The 15,008-nt window shown below is 62.0% G+C and carries 14 protein-coding genes; 8 read left to right on the top strand and 6 right to left on the bottom strand.

Annotation, left to right across the window (positions count from 1 at the left end; translation table 11 throughout):
* Nucleotides 1–510: 510 nt before the first annotated feature.
* Entirely contained in the window at nucleotides 511–1,350 is an 840-nt protein-coding gene (locus tag NA3_RS22130; protein WP_062965550.1) for a DUF6551 family protein, read from the bottom strand.
* Nucleotides 1,351–2,434: 1,084 nt separating this feature from the next.
* Here NA3_RS22130 and NA3_RS22120 point away from each other — a divergent pair.
* Nucleotides 2,435–3,394, top strand: a complete 960-nt coding sequence (locus NA3_RS22120; RefSeq protein WP_128145033.1) for a hypothetical protein — start codon at nucleotides 2,435–2,437, stop codon at nucleotides 3,392–3,394.
* A gap of 121 nt (nucleotides 3,395–3,515) precedes the next feature.
* Here NA3_RS22120 and NA3_RS22115 read toward each other — a convergent pair whose 3' ends face one another.
* Together NA3_RS22115 and NA3_RS22110 are read right to left on the bottom strand one after the other, a co-directional pair.
* Nucleotides 3,516–4,313, bottom strand: coding sequence for a DUF6414 family protein (locus NA3_RS22115; protein ID WP_062965547.1), 798 nt, complete (start codon nucleotides 4,311–4,313; stop codon nucleotides 3,516–3,518).
* Between the two features lie 360 nt (nucleotides 4,314–4,673).
* Complete coding sequence (locus NA3_RS22110; RefSeq protein WP_062965546.1) at nucleotides 4,674–4,988, bottom strand: hypothetical protein; 315 nt, start codon at nucleotides 4,986–4,988, stop codon at nucleotides 4,674–4,676.
* A 244-nt stretch (nucleotides 4,989–5,232) separates the two neighbouring features.
* Between NA3_RS22110 and NA3_RS22105 the strand changes: the two genes are divergently transcribed.
* On the top strand, nucleotides 5,233–6,420 hold the full coding sequence (locus NA3_RS22105) for a helix-turn-helix domain-containing protein (protein WP_063917674.1): 1,188 nt from the start codon (nucleotides 5,233–5,235) through the stop codon (nucleotides 6,418–6,420).
* Nucleotides 6,421–6,542: 122 nt separating this feature from the next.
* Here NA3_RS22105 and NA3_RS38745 read toward each other — a convergent pair whose 3' ends face one another.
* The gene (locus tag NA3_RS38745; protein WP_227995409.1) at nucleotides 6,543–7,061 is read right to left on the bottom strand and encodes a hypothetical protein; all 519 of its coding nucleotides are present in this window, start codon (nucleotides 7,059–7,061) and stop codon (nucleotides 6,543–6,545) included.
* Nucleotides 7,007–7,378, bottom strand: coding sequence for a hypothetical protein (locus tag NA3_RS38740; RefSeq protein ID WP_227995408.1), 372 nt, complete (start codon nucleotides 7,376–7,378; stop codon nucleotides 7,007–7,009). Before NA3_RS38740 ends, NA3_RS38745 begins: the two co-directional genes overlap by 55 nt.
* A gap of 500 nt (nucleotides 7,379–7,878) precedes the next feature.
* Between NA3_RS38740 and NA3_RS22095 the strand changes: the two genes are divergently transcribed.
* From NA3_RS22095 to NA3_RS22080, 5 genes are all read left to right on the top strand, one after another.
* On the top strand, nucleotides 7,879–8,280 hold the full coding sequence (locus tag NA3_RS22095; RefSeq protein WP_062965544.1) for a hypothetical protein: 402 nt from the start codon (nucleotides 7,879–7,881) through the stop codon (nucleotides 8,278–8,280).
* 379 nt (nucleotides 8,281–8,659) lie between these two features.
* Nucleotides 8,660–9,535 carry an HNH endonuclease signature motif containing protein gene (locus NA3_RS22090; protein ID WP_167355028.1) on the top strand — a complete coding sequence of 292 codons (876 nt, stop codon included), beginning with the start codon at nucleotides 8,660–8,662 and terminating at the stop codon, nucleotides 9,533–9,535.
* A gap of 217 nt (nucleotides 9,536–9,752) precedes the next feature.
* Complete coding sequence (locus NA3_RS36205) at nucleotides 9,753–10,688, top strand: HNH endonuclease (RefSeq protein ID WP_084491769.1); 936 nt, start codon at nucleotides 9,753–9,755, stop codon at nucleotides 10,686–10,688.
* 463 nt (nucleotides 10,689–11,151) lie between these two features.
* Nucleotides 11,152–11,997, top strand: coding sequence for a helix-turn-helix domain-containing protein (locus tag NA3_RS22085; RefSeq protein WP_062965540.1), 846 nt, complete (start codon nucleotides 11,152–11,154; stop codon nucleotides 11,995–11,997).
* Nucleotides 11,998–12,022: 25 nt separating this feature from the next.
* The gene (locus NA3_RS22080; protein ID WP_062965538.1) at nucleotides 12,023–12,541 is read left to right on the top strand and encodes a hypothetical protein; all 519 of its coding nucleotides are present in this window, start codon (nucleotides 12,023–12,025) and stop codon (nucleotides 12,539–12,541) included.
* Nucleotides 12,542–12,551: 10 nt separating this feature from the next.
* Here NA3_RS22080 and NA3_RS22075 read toward each other — a convergent pair whose 3' ends face one another.
* A complete protein-coding gene (locus NA3_RS22075) occupies nucleotides 12,552–13,328 on the bottom strand; it encodes a maleylpyruvate isomerase family mycothiol-dependent enzyme (protein WP_062965536.1) in 777 nt (258 codons plus the stop codon).
* A gap of 113 nt (nucleotides 13,329–13,441) precedes the next feature.
* Here NA3_RS22075 and NA3_RS22070 point away from each other — a divergent pair, with 113 nt between their 5' ends.
* Entirely contained in the window at nucleotides 13,442–15,001 is a 1,560-nt protein-coding gene (locus NA3_RS22070) for an esterase-like activity of phytase family protein (RefSeq protein WP_084491768.1), read from the top strand.
* The last annotated feature ends 7 nt before the right edge of the window (nucleotides 15,002–15,008 follow it).

Genomic DNA, 15,008 nt, shown 5'->3' with positions numbered 1-15,008 from the left:
CTGGGCACTCCGTCTGCCGTACCCGGCCTGGTCTCCCGCACCCGAGGACCGAATCCCCCGGCTTCCAGCTCAGTCGACCGGCTGTGGTCGCCTTCCGTAGCCGAGCCCCATGATATGCAGCCACCCTCAGGTTCTCACTTGGTTTTCGCCCTGACTTGACGGCACCTCTCCTTGGCAAGCTGAGCGCTCCTCCAGCGGGTTTGGCCGGCTGCCACCGGCGGCTCCCAAGCTGTGGGGACAAATGTTGCCACGACGCTGTCACATGGTACGCGCACAACCCCAGACATGGCAGAACGCCTACGGAGACATGTCAGCAGTCTGCGCATGCCTACGGACATCCGCGATACCTCGACGTGTCGGCGGAATCCTCCACCCGCCTTATTTGCCCGATTGACTGCTCCAGCCAACCGGGTCAAGGGGAAGCGTCCTTGACTCGGTCATCTTCTGCTGAGGGCGCCAGGTATGAGGGTGAAAGGGAAGCGCAGTCCGGTCGGATAGACGGCCTGGGCCCTACGACGCGGCCTTCACCTTGGATGGCGCCTTCTTAGGCCAACCGCTCACGAGAGTCTCCTCACGACCCAGACCGTGGTTATAAGCCCGCACTATCTCTTGCGCCATCGGCATCGATCGCGACGCTGAGCCGCCGCCACTAGCCCTCTCGCGCACCGCGTTTTGCTTCCAGATCTTCGGAGCGCCGCCGCTTTTCAGTACCTTGATGAGCCGTGCATCGTCAGCAAGGTCCCAGTTCCCGGGCCAAGTGAGCACCATCGCAACCGCCCGCAGAATGATGTTGTCCCAGGTGCTGGCGTCGCGGCCCCAAGCTGCACTGACCACCTTCAATACTCGACTGACCATGCCTGGCGTCTTGCCCATCACAAGCAGGGCCTGGACGGCACCGACGCGATTCGTGCTCGGTGTGGCAGCGATTTGGAGATCGTCGCCGAGCGATCGCACTTCGTTGTCGACCTGAATCGCAAGGGGGTCGCCGGCTGTCAGAGAAACCCGGAAGTTGTCGAACGGCTTGACAGGCCTGCGGTGCTTGTTCGCGGCGAGAAAGAGCTTCGCTTCCTGCTGGACGGTGAGTCCTTGGTAGACCATGGTGTCGCGGCGGAAGTCCGGGCCCTCCTGGTTGATGCAGGCCTGGTTGCTGTGCTGACCGTCGATGATCACCAACTGACCGTCGGCCCTTCTGGATACCAGAGCCGGGAGAAGCATCTCCACGTCCCAGTTCTCGGCGATCTTTGCAGTCCATGCGGCGATCTCATCGCGTTGCATGTAGAGACGCCCAGTATCCATCGACGGATCGACTGTGAGGTCCCCCACCCTGATCCGGTCAAAGTACTTGTCCACGTTATTACTCCAACGGCTCTAAGCGACCCTCCCCGGGTCGACTCCTAGTAGAGTAGCGAAAAAACTAGACCTATGCGAAAATTTATGGCCGAAAAGCTCTTTGAGGTCTTCTTGTCCGTTCAGGTCTCACCGCCGCGATTGCCGATGCCGGAGGCCAAGTCCTACGCGCCGCTGGTCGACGGGTACGCGGGATGCCCGCGCGGACACAGGTAGTCGACTTGCCACCTACTAGTCAGGTCGCATTTCAGCCAGATCGCCTACACGTGGGCTGTGCACTCTGCCTCGGCCCGGCTCTACCATCTTTCTGTGACCACACCATCGCTACCGTCGAATCCGTCGGCGGAGAGCCCTCACTCGACTCTGATTAGTGAAGGCCCGCGGCCAAGGCGAGAAGTCCTCGGAGCTGTAGCGAAACGCTTCGTTCAAGCCGCCAAAACCGTCAATAAAGCCGCCACCAGCGTGTTCTTGCTCGGCGCGCTCGTTTCGGGGTGGCTCGGACGACACAGCGGTACAGCGATCATGGCTGTAATCGGCGTAATCCTTGTCGCCGCGGTCTTGGTAGCCCTGTACAAAGCCGAGTCCAGTCTCCTGATCGAACGGCACGACTTTACGGCGTTCCGCAACCGTGCGGCGGAGCGGTTCGGTTATAGCGACTACGGCCCCAACGGTTTTGGGATTGCGCCAGGTTACGGAAGCCCCTTCCATGGCGGACAGGGCGGCGCCGGAGGGCATGCTTGGGGTAGCGCCAACGCAACCGGCGGACGCGGCGGCGATGGTGGATTCCCCGGGGGCGGCGGTGGGGCCGGAGGAAGCGCAGTCGCAATGGGTGGCGACGCCGTGGGCGGCGACGGTGGAAACGGCGGCCACGGTGGTGACGGGCTACCCCCTCGCTGAACCCGGTGAGTCTCCCGGGCCGTCGGATGCCGAAAAGACCAGGAAACACGAAGAACGTCTAAGAACGATCTCGCAGCCGCCCACATAGATATAGGACGAGGTCCGACCTGCCGTCGGACTGGCACCTCATTCACCGATGCGGCGTGTATCCCGCACGAACATTCAGGCACTGGCGTGGGAACATCCCCAGGTGGTCGACTACAACTTCCGCAATACGATCCTCCTCGCGCCCGCGAACCAACTCGACGTCGCCGCAGAGCGCTTCGTCCTATCACCAGCCGAAGAACCATCCGTTTGGATTCGACCTCTATTACCGGGGGAAACCATCGACAAGGCAACTCAACTCCTCTTGGAAGGTGGCCGATACCCAACAGCGGCAGAGGCTATCTCCGCTGGAAAACGCTGGCGGCGATGGCTACTCATGACATTCGCCAGTCACTACATCGGCATCGACATCGGAGACGAAGACCAGCCATATGCCGAGCCCATGTCGACGGAGTTCATTCCAGTCGCCATCCCTGAAGGAACCGCGCTTTTCCGTGACCACCATGGCTTGTTGGTATACCCCGCGGACCCGCCGGCGAAGTTCGGACGGTTCGGGGCCTCCGCCACGGCGGTCCGGTCCGGTCGGGCACTCTTAGAGCGCCTGCACGCTGTACAGCAAGCGGATCCGGGCGTATCGGACGAGCAAGTCTTGGCGTTCAACCTTATGCATTCTTCGTTGTTCGACGACAACGTTGAAACGCAGTTTGTCCTACTCGTCACGGCCGTTGAGGCGATTTTGCGGCCTGCTAAGCGGTCTCCCGAGTATCGCAAATTGATCAAGACCTTCATCCGACAAACGGAACAGTCGGATCTTCCGGCGAACGAACGTAATAGCCTGAGCGGCTACCTAGGGAATGGGCAGCGATATTCGATCACCGAGACCGGCCGAACTTTGGCCGGAATCCTGGGCAAAGCCACTTATGACGGTTTGGCGCCAAGTGATTTCTTCGCTAGCGCCTACAGCATGCGGAGCAACATCGTGCATGGGAACGCCTGCCGCCCTAGTCAAGAGGAACTGCGACACAAGCTACCCGCGCTTCGTGCATTCGTTACTCAGCTGCTAGAAAGGGCCATTTTTGGCGAGAACCGTGCGAGCGCAGGCTAACCCCCTCTATCTCGCGAACGCGACTGACGGCAGGTCGGCCATTGCGGTCGACCTGCAGGGAGCTTCCCGTGCTAGCCCCGACAATCAGCCTGACACTATCTGTCCAAGCATCTGTTGCGGGTTATCGATAAATTGCGAGTAGCTCAAGCACGAGGGCGGGGCCCTGCAAAAACTGGTTTTCGTTATTAGCATCCGGACGTGTGCGGGCGAGTTTACGCCGCTCGTCACGCGGAAGGATATTCATCCCTGGAAATGTCAAGTACGGCTTCCACTCGTCCGGCCGCAGCTTTTTGGAGATTTTTCCTACGATTCGGGCGGGGCCATCAATCTCGCCTCGTCGTATGAATTCATCTGTAAGAGTTCCACAGACTCGCCAGTCGGTGTCGATGTCCTCACCTACCACGAGGAGGCTCGCGTTAACACTGTTCAAGAAGCCGGACATCGCCGTAATTTGTTCAGCTGAAGGCATTCCATCAGTGTCAAATCCTAGCTGTTCAGCCATTGGCATGGCCGTTTGCATCATTTGAAGCGCTGCTTGCATTTCACCGGACCGGGCGATCATCCGAACGTAATCGGGAATGAAGATTTCACATTCCCAAGAGATCATCGCCCCAATACCAGCCTCTTTGAAGTCCTGCTCGGGCTCACCGACTTCGAACCAGCCGAGTTCTTCCGGATCGTCATCGGCCGCCGCAACCAGGCGATCGAATCGGGCCTCTGGCGCATCGGTGTACTTTCGCGACTCTTCACTCTCGCGTGCACGCCTCCCAGTGGCCTTTAACACCTTGGCGTCCACGCCGGCTTCCCCACCGCCCGACAACTTCGAACGCGTTTGGATTTCCGAAGCTAACCCGCCTTCTAAGGCAGCGATGTACTGGTCCAAGGCTGTTACATCTAGGTAGACGAAGCGACGAAGCACGCAGACTACCGTACTTCAAAACACAGCCTCACCACCGATGACACGCGCCCTGGACGCTTCAAGCGCAGTCCTCCGACTGTTGCAGGATGTCGCGAGCGCACCGTTATTTTGGCCGTACAAACGTCCGCGTACAACCCCGGATCGCTGCGCACGGTGCACGAACTAGGTTGCCGAAATCTTTTGTTGCACAACATGACTAACGGATTCTGCCGGACAGAGGAATACACACAAACCCATCAGAAGGTTGGGAGTTCGAGTCTCTCCGGGCGCGCAGAAAGAAGGCCCCGTCGCACTGCGGCGGGGCCTTCTTCGTAGTCATAGGTCGGCCGTGCCTTCTGTCGGGACGAGCCGGCCCCGCGATCACCGATTCCGCTCGGAGGGCGATCTCGTTGTCCAGCGAGCGAAGCTGAGTCGCGGCAGTACGGTCTCCACGTCGGCCACCATCATCACGGCGTTCAGCGTGAGTGGGTCGAAATGGGCGGTAGATGGGGCGATTACGGCCTCTGCGCCCGATTCCCGTACTTGGTCCGGCAACGGAATCCAGCTCGTCTCCGGCGCCCACACCAGGCGGTAGCCGAGGCGGCTCGCCAGCCGCCGAACCTGTGCCATATCCCAGTCCGGTGCCGACGCCTCCGGATGAACCCATCCCAAGCCGATCGGCCGCGGATCCGTCATCGGCCTTCCTCGCGGCGCTCGTCGCGCGATGGGATGCGTATCAGTGCCCAGGTGAGGTCGGACAACCCCATCGCGAGCAGAACCAAAATCCAGTCACAACCTGTCATCGTGTCGAGCCCCCTTCGCTGAACCGTCCTTGGTCGGACCCGGGCGCCGAGGACTGCAACACCCGGCGCCCGGACCGCATTCAGAGTCGCCGCGGAAGGCGCCTGCGTAATGCCACAACCTGTGGCACTGTGGGCTTATGGACGAGATGGGGGCTGGTGAACGCGTTGCCAGGGCGCGGAAACTAGGGCGTCTTACGCAAGTCCAGCTGGCCCAGAGAGCGTCTGTCTCTCTGTCCTTGCTCCGCAAGGTCGAACAGGGTGACCGCGCCGCGTCGCCAGCGTTCATAGCCGCTGTCGCGCGGGTTCTGGGCGTCGGAATCGGCGACCTGACCGGGCAGCCGTACTCGCCGGTTCGGGCGGACGCAGCGGCGCATGCGACGATCCCGGAGTTGCGGCGCTCGATTCTGGCGTTCGACGATGAGCCGCCCGCGATACCGCTGACGTTCGAGGACCTCAGTGCCGCTTTGGATCGTGTGCGGGAGGGAATGCGTCGCGCACGCTACACCGACCTCACGGCTGAACTTCCCGATGTGATTCGGGGCCTGCACCTGCTGGCCGACGCGGAGAGTTCCGGCAGGCGCTCGGAAGAAGTGCATTCCGCTCTCGCGTACGCCTATTCCAAGGCAATGCTTTTCGCCTACCAGTACGGATATCTAGATCTGGCAGGACTGGCCGCCGACCGTTGCGGTTGGGCCGCATCGCGCAGCGGTGATCCGATCTGGCCGGTCGCCGCTGAATACAACCGGGCCCTCATCTTGCTCTACTCGGGCGCGTACGCCGGCGGCCAGAAGACGATCGAACGTGCCTATGCCGCAAGCGAAGACATAGCCACCTCGCCGGATCTACTGGCGGTCCGTGGCGCCCTGCATCTGCGCGGATCGATCCTCGCGGCCCGCGCCGCCGACGCGGTGACCGCCGACTCGCACCTCACCGAGGCACGGCAAATCGCAAATGCGATCGGATCCACTCGATTCCGCCATTACGGCACCGGCTTTCGGCCTTCCAACGTCGACATCCATTCGGTAGCAATACCAGTCGAACTGTCCGACGGAACCACCGCGATCTCCCGCGCCGCAGATATCCGCCTGCCCACTTCGGTAGCCCCCTCACGAGCCGGCCACCACTTCATCGACCTCTCCCGAGCCTGGCTCCTACACGGCGACAAACAGCGAGCCCTACTGACCCTCCAGCAGGCCCACAAGGTCGCTCCAGAGTTGACCCGAAACCACTCTCAGGTCCACGAGACTATCCGCGTCCTGGCGCACAGCCGCCGCGGCACGGACAACCTCGCCCAATTCGCCCGATGGGCGAACGTCAAGATCTGACCCGGAAAGACCAAGCAGGAGTAACACCTTTCCAAGGGCTCGTCCGATCTGTGCGCAGGCGTGGCACATTCGTTTCGGATCGCCCGAACCTGATCCGGATCTCGCCCGAACGCCAGATGTGTCTATCGACGGGCCCAACCTTGAGCGCGATCGGCGAGGTTCCACCAAGAGACAAATCTCGAATCCTCGGATTCGATCTTCCATCGCGAGTTCAGCGCATCGTAAAAGGCGTCATCGCCGGTCTTTCCGCCCTTCGGCTCACCGATGTAGACCAACCGGCGGCCGCCGTTCGCCTCGAAGGCCGCCAGCGCATCCGACGCCATCGTGTTGCCCCATCCAGGCGGCCAGCACAGGAACAGAACCTCATCGGCACTGCCGACCGACCGCGCAGCGAACTGCCCGAGATCACCAACACTCAGCCAGACATCCGCTTGGCCTTCGGCCCGAGTGAACGACGGATTCTCGGACCGGTCCGGCGGTTCCGAGTCATACGCCGCAACGTCCGGACCGGCGCTCGCCAGCTGCGCAGCCCAGTAGCCGCGGCCGGCCCCGAGCTCGACAACCGAACGCCCATTGCAGAATTGGTTCATCCACACCACGGTCTCCGGCGACGGAATCGCGTAGGCATAGGCGGCCTGCAAGTGGTCTGCGCGAATCCCAGTCGCGCGCTTCCTCGCGGCCGGCCACCGTCCACCACCCGGCGCCCCTGATACTCGGACACCGACGGCGCCACGATGTCCCAATATGGGTTCGCGCTGATCGACGGCCCGCCTGTCATGTAATGCGCGAGCCGCAAATCGAACGCTGCGTCGGCCTGGTCGTTCCCCGTCCCCGGCAGCATCGGCGCGGTGTCGAGGTACTCCGCCACCTTCGGATACTCGGTCCGAAGACGCTGTTCGTCCCCCAACAACCCGGCCAGTTCTTCACGACGGTCCGCCGTCAGCGCAAGCTCAGCCATGCTTCCAAGTCTCGCCGCGCACAGGCTGTCTCGGCGAGCAAATGCACTCACCTGCATGAGTCGTTGCCGAATTTGGCTATAGAGGATCAAGCGGCGGCGCTTCGCGGCGCCGCGCAACCGCCCGCCTACGCAAGCCGCGGCAAGCGGGCGCGTCGGGCGCGTCGGCGCCGCTCTGGCGACGTGGTAGAACGCCGGCCATTCCTATCTGACCACTTTCATCAACGAGGCAGTGCTGGGCGCGACGCCTGCCGTCCCCGACTTGACCTCCCGCAGCCAAGGCGGAATCCGCCGGTATCCAGCCCAGGCAACCGGCTGTGGGTCACCCCATACAGACCTGCTCGCGCCAAACCTTACGACCAGAGATCCGCCGGGACCCAAACCAAGATCATGGGATGATGCGATCAGACGCTTGTTGCACGGTCAATAGAGGACGGTCAATGCCCGAGATCGACGAATAATTTGAACAACTGGCTAACACAGTCGATTTGGCCGGGGGGGCCGTGCCCGTCAACTGGGGCGAACTCCGCGACTACGTCTATGCCTCTCGGCTGGGCCCGGCATCGGTCGCCGAAATCCAGAGGAAACTCAAGAGACTCGGATTGAAGGTGGCCGCCCCCGGCTTCGTCCCAGAACAGCACATGTGGACCGTGGTCTATCAGCCCGACACTCCACTTGGAAGTTTCCTCGAGAAGGCTCTGACTGGGCAGTCTTCGGAGGTAGCCCCTCCCGCAAATCTTGTTAGCTTGGTCCTCGTCGGAGCTGCAGTCACAAAGGAACAAGAGCTGCGCTCCTTACGCGAAACGATCGACCGACTCGACGCCCGCGTAAAGGATCAGGATGAGAAGATTCTCGCGCTGCGAGCCATCATCGACCGCATCAAGGTCGCCGTTGCTGACATCTAGCTGGAGCCAGCGTATCGCTCCTCACGTGGACGAGTCTTGACACGCCCGAACTCCAGAAACGACGAACCCCCCTCAGCAGCAGTGAAATTCGGACATCAGCCCGACGCGACGACGCGCACGGACACCAAGCTGACCAGGGGCTATGCCCTGATCCGATGGTCGGGATGAAAGGATTTGAACCTGCGACCCTCCGCTCCCAAAGCCAAGACTCCGCTGTCGGCTGCGACCGGCGCTACCATCGGTCCGTGCATCCGAAATTGAAGCTAGCAGGCGGCGTCTCGTGACGATCTCAGTGGTGGATCGAAAGCTCCTGTGGGGACTATCGGGCAGCAGGTGCGCCTACCCGGGATGTCGAATTGAATTGGCGCACAAATCTGATTTGACCGGTATCGCGGTAATTCTCGGGCAGGAAGCTCACATTGTGGGCCGCAGCGAAGACGGCCCTAGAGGAAAGGAACCGATCGAAGGCGATCGCGATTCCGTTGACAACCTGATCCTCTTGTGCCCAACGCATCACACTTTGATCGATTCAGCCGTTGAAGACCATCCGGTGGCTGCGCTTCACAAGATGAAGAACGAGCATCAGGAATGGGTGAGGGAATCCCTAGGTATCGATAGAGATCAACTAGCCCTGGATGTGCGGTGGGCCAGGATCGTGGACCAGTTCGACAAGCAAATCGACTTGGCGGTATGGCACCGGACCATAGGCGTACTGATCTACGATGTGGATCCGATTCTCACTGAATCGCTAATCCGAGATCTGCGGAATTTATGTCGCTGGGTCGAAGTTAGGCCGTGGCCCGATGGCCATGAGATGGTGAGGACCTCGCTCGTCGGATTTGCACGTGTGATTAATCAACTTCTCAATATATTCATGACAGAGGCGGAGAATGCTCCGAGTGGCGAAGGTCTTATATATCCGCGGTGGTACAAGATTAGCAATTGGAATCCGGATCTTTACCACGAACTTCTCGATAGGTATAAGAAAGATCGCAACTTGATGGAGGATCTCGTATACGAGGCAACCCGTCACTTGAATTTGTATATCGATTCCGTTCGATCTGCGGTCGATCCCGACTACAGGGAGGAGCAGGGCTACCTGTACTTATTACAAGACGGGTCGGAGTATGGGGACGCCACGGTGGTTCCGCTATTTTCGCAAGCTGACCTCGATGACGGAGCGCCCTACACAACATTGGATAGATTCCTGGAAGTCCGAAAAACTAGGAATCCGAACACTGGGTCAGGGCTTTAAGGAAGCGAAGGGTGTCCCGCCTTCGCTCGCGCTGAGGAGCGAGACTTGCAGACGTGGCAAGGCGCGCCTTCGGCACTGCCACACCCAGAACAGGACCAAACGACCACTAGAACGGTCGGCGCGTGGAAACATTTGCACACGCCTCAGTCCAACTCTCCGCAGGCATTGCCCGCGAGAGTAGGTGGGGCATGGTCAGCGGGGCTGTTCGGGAGGCGACATGGTGCGTGAACAAGAGTGGGGGCCAAAGCGCGAAAGCGAGCGCGTAGAAATCAAATTCTACGGTACGTACTACTTCGTGCAGACCGTGAATGCTGCCGTGCAAACTGGGTCATTCGGCTACTCGTTCGGTGATCATTTCAATGAAGGACTAATCGCCTACGTAGAACCCTTTCGGCGATGGTCTGCGCTCCATGTATTTCTGGAATACATGATTGACACGATACTGGTGGAGGATCTGGATCGCGCTATGCGTGCGCATTACGTGCGCAAGTCTAGATGCTCACGTCCGGAATACTGCTATTCGGACCCGGCCTGGATGCTCGGGACCAGCCTGATGAAATCTCACGGATACGATGTGCGGGTAATCACCGATGAACTCGATAAATGGGTCGAGCATGGAACCGGCGGCTGCTGCAGAGACACTTCCTACGATCCGAGCGACCAGCCAGATTGGGACCTATGGGAAGAGGTATCGCCGGACGATTACTATCGCCTCGTGGATCAGCTCGCCGAAGAGTGTTTCTATGTACTATTTGCAAATAGGTCATTCTTACGAAGGTTTCACGAGTGCATCGCGGACCACATTAGAATGATCGACATCGTCGACGCCGACTCCGAGGAATCTAGATTCTTGCGTGAGACGCCTAACGGTGCTGCGGTGCGAAGAGCTGCGATTCCTGAGTGGGTCAAGCGTGCCGCGTTTTTTCGTGAACGTGGCCGGTGTGCTTTCTGTGAGCGAGATCTGGGTGGGAGTCACAGTCCGATGAATCGATGCCAATATGATCATATGGTGCCGATTTCGCACGGCGGCTTGAATGATGTCTCCAATATTCAGCTCTTGTGCGAGGATTGCAATAACAGAAAGGGGGCGCAGATTATGGAAACTAGTCGTATTTATGAACGATGGTACCCAACTGACCGCAGGCGTAGTTGAGTTAAGGTAGGTTACCTGCCACTTTGGCCACCCAAAAGATTTGCGGGACAAGTTCGCCTGTGGACCGGTGAACCACTGGTCGAACGGCACCGTTACCGCCGTGACATGAGCAAACATCGAGGGGCGACGCCCCTGAAACCGTTGCTCATGGCAGCATCCGTTCCTGTAACGTTCTGGGTGATCTCCAGTTGCGACGGTCCGGGCGCCAGAATGAGCGGCCGTTACTTTGGCCGTACAAACGTCCGCGTACAAGTCCGGATAGTGAGGCACTCTCTTGGTTCCCTATCGTCGTAACCTGTTGTTGTGCAACAGCTTTGCTGAATATTCCCGGACAATCGCATACACACGAACCCATCAGAAGGTTGGAGTTCGAGTCTCTCCGGGCGCGCAGAAAGAAGGCCCCGTCGCATTGCGGCGGGGCCTTCTTCGTGTTCCATAGTCGGACCCGGTCTAGCCTGGCCGGGTGGGAGCGTCCGGTTGGGAGATCGTACGTCCGCGCGAGGCCGTGGACGGGCTCGCGATGCTCGGGTATCGCGATCGTGCCGATGCCGGGTTGGAGCTTCGGGTGGCGGTGATTCCGGCGGTGACCGTGGCGGTTGATTTCGGTGGGGGTGGGCTTGTTGTGGAGACGACGGCGGGGAGTCGGGCGAGTGGGGGGATGGTGGCCGGTTTCTCCGGTGGGCTGACGGGGATTCGGGCGGAGCGGGCGGCGTGTGTCGAGGTGCGGATGTCGCCGTTGCGGGCGTATTCGGTGCTCGGGGTGGGGCCGGGGGAGCTGGGGGCTGCCGTGGGGTTGGACGAGGTGTGGGGGGCGTCGGGGGAGCGGCTGCGGGCGCAGTTGGCGGAGGCGGCGGGTTGGGAGGAGCGGTTCGGGCTCGCGAGAGCGTTTCTGGCGCAACGAGTCCGGCCCGAGCGCACACCGGATGCGGAAGTCGTCGCCGGGTGGAATCGCATTGTCGCGAGCCGCGGGCAGGTGCGGGTCGCCGACGTGGCCGAGTTCTGCGGGTGGAGTCGCAAACGGTTGTGGGCGAGGTTCGAATCGCAGATCAGGCTCACTCCCAAACGGGCCGCGATGCTGGTTCGGTTCCGGCATGCGGTGGAGGGGCTGGTGGCGGGCCGGCCGGCCGCGGACGTCGCTGCGGCCTGCGGTTACAGCGATCAGGCACACATGTCCCGGGAGATCGCGAGTTTCGCCGGACGCACGCCGAACACGCTGGCACGGGAGCCGCATTCGCCGATCGGGGAGCACAGGTATCGCGCCTGGGGAACATTTTTTCAAGACCCGGCGGGGGTGGTCGGCCGAGGGTGAAGGCCCGAACGAGAAAGGGCCGGCCATGGCAGACAACGATCTTCACGATTTCGAACACGCGACCTTCACCCATGAGGGCAAGTCCCGCACGATCTTTCGACAGGGCAGTGGGCCCGCGGTGATCGTGGATTCGGGGCTGGGGATGGCTGTGGACGATCGGCTGGTCGCGCCGGTGCTCTCCCAGCCGGGTCTGCCGTTGGGCTTCACCGCGCGGCAGAAGGGCTCGATCGACGTCTCGTCCGACGACCTCGACCGCATCAAACAGCGTTGTGCCGCAGGTCTTTCCGTGATGGGCCTGCGCTTTCGCGGTGACCGTCGTTCACCGGCTGAGCGTTTCGATTTCCTGCGCGCGCAACTCGGCGACGCGTTCATCGCCATCGAACTCGACGACGCCGCGGCCAACCCGGACGGCGTGCTGAGCGCGCATTCGGTGCTCACCGAACATCTCATCGACGAACCGGGCGAACCGACTCAGGCCGCGCTGCACCGGGTTCTGGATTTCCTCGCCGAACGCCTGGAGGTGCCGGGCCGGATCGACCGGTGAGTCCGGCGCCTCACAACCACGCGGGCAGATTCGGCAGATGTCCGGTGAGCCCCACGCCGTCGCTGCGGCCGATCAACCACGCCAGCAGCTCCGCTGCGGGCCCGGAAATGGTGTCGGAAGGGTCGGGGCCCACCTTGGCGGTGAAATCGGTGTCGGTCGCGACGAGAGTGAAACTCGGCGGCGGTGGCTGATCCGGATCGGAGGTCATCGGCTTGGCATCGGCGGGGCGATGGGCGGAGGCCGCGTGATCGAATCCGGCGGATACCTCCGGCAGCATCCGGGCCACGAAGGCGGCCGGCCAGTCCGCGGGCCGGTATCCGATGTTCAGATCGACGCGGTGAATCTCGATCTCGCGCAGGCGCAACCACGGCACCACCGCGGCGGCCAGTTCCTTACCCGTGCGCGCTCGCACCCGGTACTGCCAGCGTTCCGGCGGCATGGCCCGGGCCAGGCCGAGGAAGCGGTCCGCGGACGCGCGCAGATCGCTCAGCTGCTCGGCGAGCGGGCGCGGCGCACCGGCCTCGATATCGGAATCGCGGAGCAATTGGCTTGCGTACTGCGGGGTTTCGATGCCGGTGCGGGCCCACAGCAACAGGTTCACGAGGCCGTCGGCATTGCGGGACAGGTGGGCCAGCAGATGGCCGCGCGTCCAGCCCGGCAGCAGTGACGGTTCGGCGATATCGCTGTCGTGCAAGGTTTCCACCGCGGCGACCAGCGACTCGGTCGCCGCATGCACGGCTTCGAGCAGGTCGACGGGAACGGCTGATTCCGGCGCTTCGCTGGTCACCTCGGTGACCCTACCCAGCGCTGGGAACGCGCGCCGGGCGAACTCGATTGCCGTCGGATAACTGTTCAGGTTCCCGACAGTTGATCGTCGATTCGGCAGGATAGGTATCACCGGTGGGAACCAGTCATCTGCTCCGATTCGCCCTCGCCGGCGCCGTACTCTGCGCGGCCGCCGCCTGTTCGTCCGGCGGTGGCGAACCGCAGTGGCACACCGACCGGGACCGGCCGTTGACCGTCTCGCTCGACGATCTGTCCGCCCGCACGGGTGGCGGCGCGGCCGTCGCCTTCGGCACACCGGCCCACGGCCGCCTCGACCGCACCGCCGACGGTTCCCTGCGCTACACGCCGCAGCCCGGATATCAGGGCGAGGACACCTTCACGGTGACCACGTCCGAGGCGGTTCACCTCTACACCACCGATATCGCGCCGCTCGGCGACTTCGGCGGCACCACGGTGCAGGGCAGCGGATTCGGGTCCGCGTGGACACCGGTGCCGGGGTCGGCCGACGAGTTCTACGGGCTCACCGACCGCGGCCCGAACGTCGACGGGCCCGGCAAGAACGACAAGCTCGTTCCCATCCCGGATTTCGTGCCGAAGATCGGCAAATTCCGGCTGACCGGCACGCGCGCGGTACTGGAATCCACCATCGACCTGAAGAACCGTGCGGGCGTCGGCTTCAACGGCCTGGTCGACACCGCCGCGTCGACCGGTGAGACGATGCGTGATCTGGACGGACAGACCTTGCCGCCCATCGACCACGGCCTGGACCCGGAGGGATTGGTCGCCCTGCCGGACGGCACCTTCTGGGTCTCCGACGAATACGGTCCGTTCCTCGTGCACGTCGACGCTTCCGGTACCGAAATCGAGCGCCTCGCACCGGGTTCCGGCCTGCCGCGGGAACTGACGATGCGAACGCCGAATCAGGGCATGGAAGGCCTGACCGTCACGCCGGACGGGCGGCGATTGGTCGGTGTGATTCAAAGTGGTTTGCAGACACCGGGAGTGGAATCCGCACGGGAGGCGCCGATGACCCGGATCGTCACCGTGGACTTGCAGACCCGCGCCGTCGCCGAATTCGTCTACCCACTCGAGGATCCGAAGCGCAAACTCGCCGTCTCCGAAATCACCGCACTCGACGACCACACCTTTCTCGTGGACGAACGTGACGGTGAACTCGCGCCGAAGGCGAACAAGAAACTGTGGACGATCGATCTGAACGGCGCCACCGATGTCGGACCGCGGGCGAATATTCCCGGCACCCGATACGACCCGGATCTCGGCCTGCTCGTCGGCGACAGACCGCTGGAAACATATGTCGGCAAGGTGTCGACCGCAGAGGGGATCGCCGCGCTCGGCAAGGCGGGTATCACCCCGGTCGCGAAGAAGTCGAACCTGGATCTCGCGGGATTGGTGACGGGGCTGAATCCGGCCGGCGCATTCTTCGGCCACGACAAAATCGAAGGCGTCGCCACCACCGACGGCGGCCGCACGCTCTACATCTCCAACGACAGTGACTTCGGATTGGCGGGAAGCAGCGGCAGTCGGCCGCCCTTCGGCCTGAAACCGAAAATCTTGCCGGACGGCCGTCAGGACACCGGTGAAATCCTGCGAGTCGATACCGGGGCGCTTCCGGCGCGCACCACGACGCATACCGTCACCGTCTCTGTCGGCTAGCCGGCAT

The sequence above is a fragment of the Nocardia africana NBRC 100379 genome (genome assembly GCF_001612635.1).
GTDB lineage: Bacteria > Actinomycetota > Actinomycetes > Mycobacteriales > Mycobacteriaceae > Nocardia > Nocardia africana.
The sequence above is the reverse complement of the archived record's forward strand: the minus strand, read 5'-3'. Positions and strand labels throughout refer to the sequence as shown.

Coding starts and splice junctions, on each gene's coding strand:
- NA3_RS22110 (WP_062965546.1), bottom strand. CDS start 4,988: ATGACGGATCCGCGGCCGATCGGCTTGGGATGGGTTCATCCGGAGGCG.
- NA3_RS22105 (WP_063917674.1), top strand. CDS start 5,233: ATGGACGAGATGGGGGCTGGTGAACGCGTTGCCAGGGCGCGGAAACTA.
- NA3_RS38740 (WP_227995408.1), bottom strand. CDS start 7,378: ATGGCTGAGCTTGCGCTGACGGCGGACCGTCGTGAAGAACTGGCCGGG.
- NA3_RS36205 (WP_084491769.1), top strand. CDS start 9,753: ATGGTGCGTGAACAAGAGTGGGGGCCAAAGCGCGAAAGCGAGCGCGTA.
- NA3_RS22080 (WP_062965538.1), top strand. CDS start 12,023: ATGGCAGACAACGATCTTCACGATTTCGAACACGCGACCTTCACCCAT.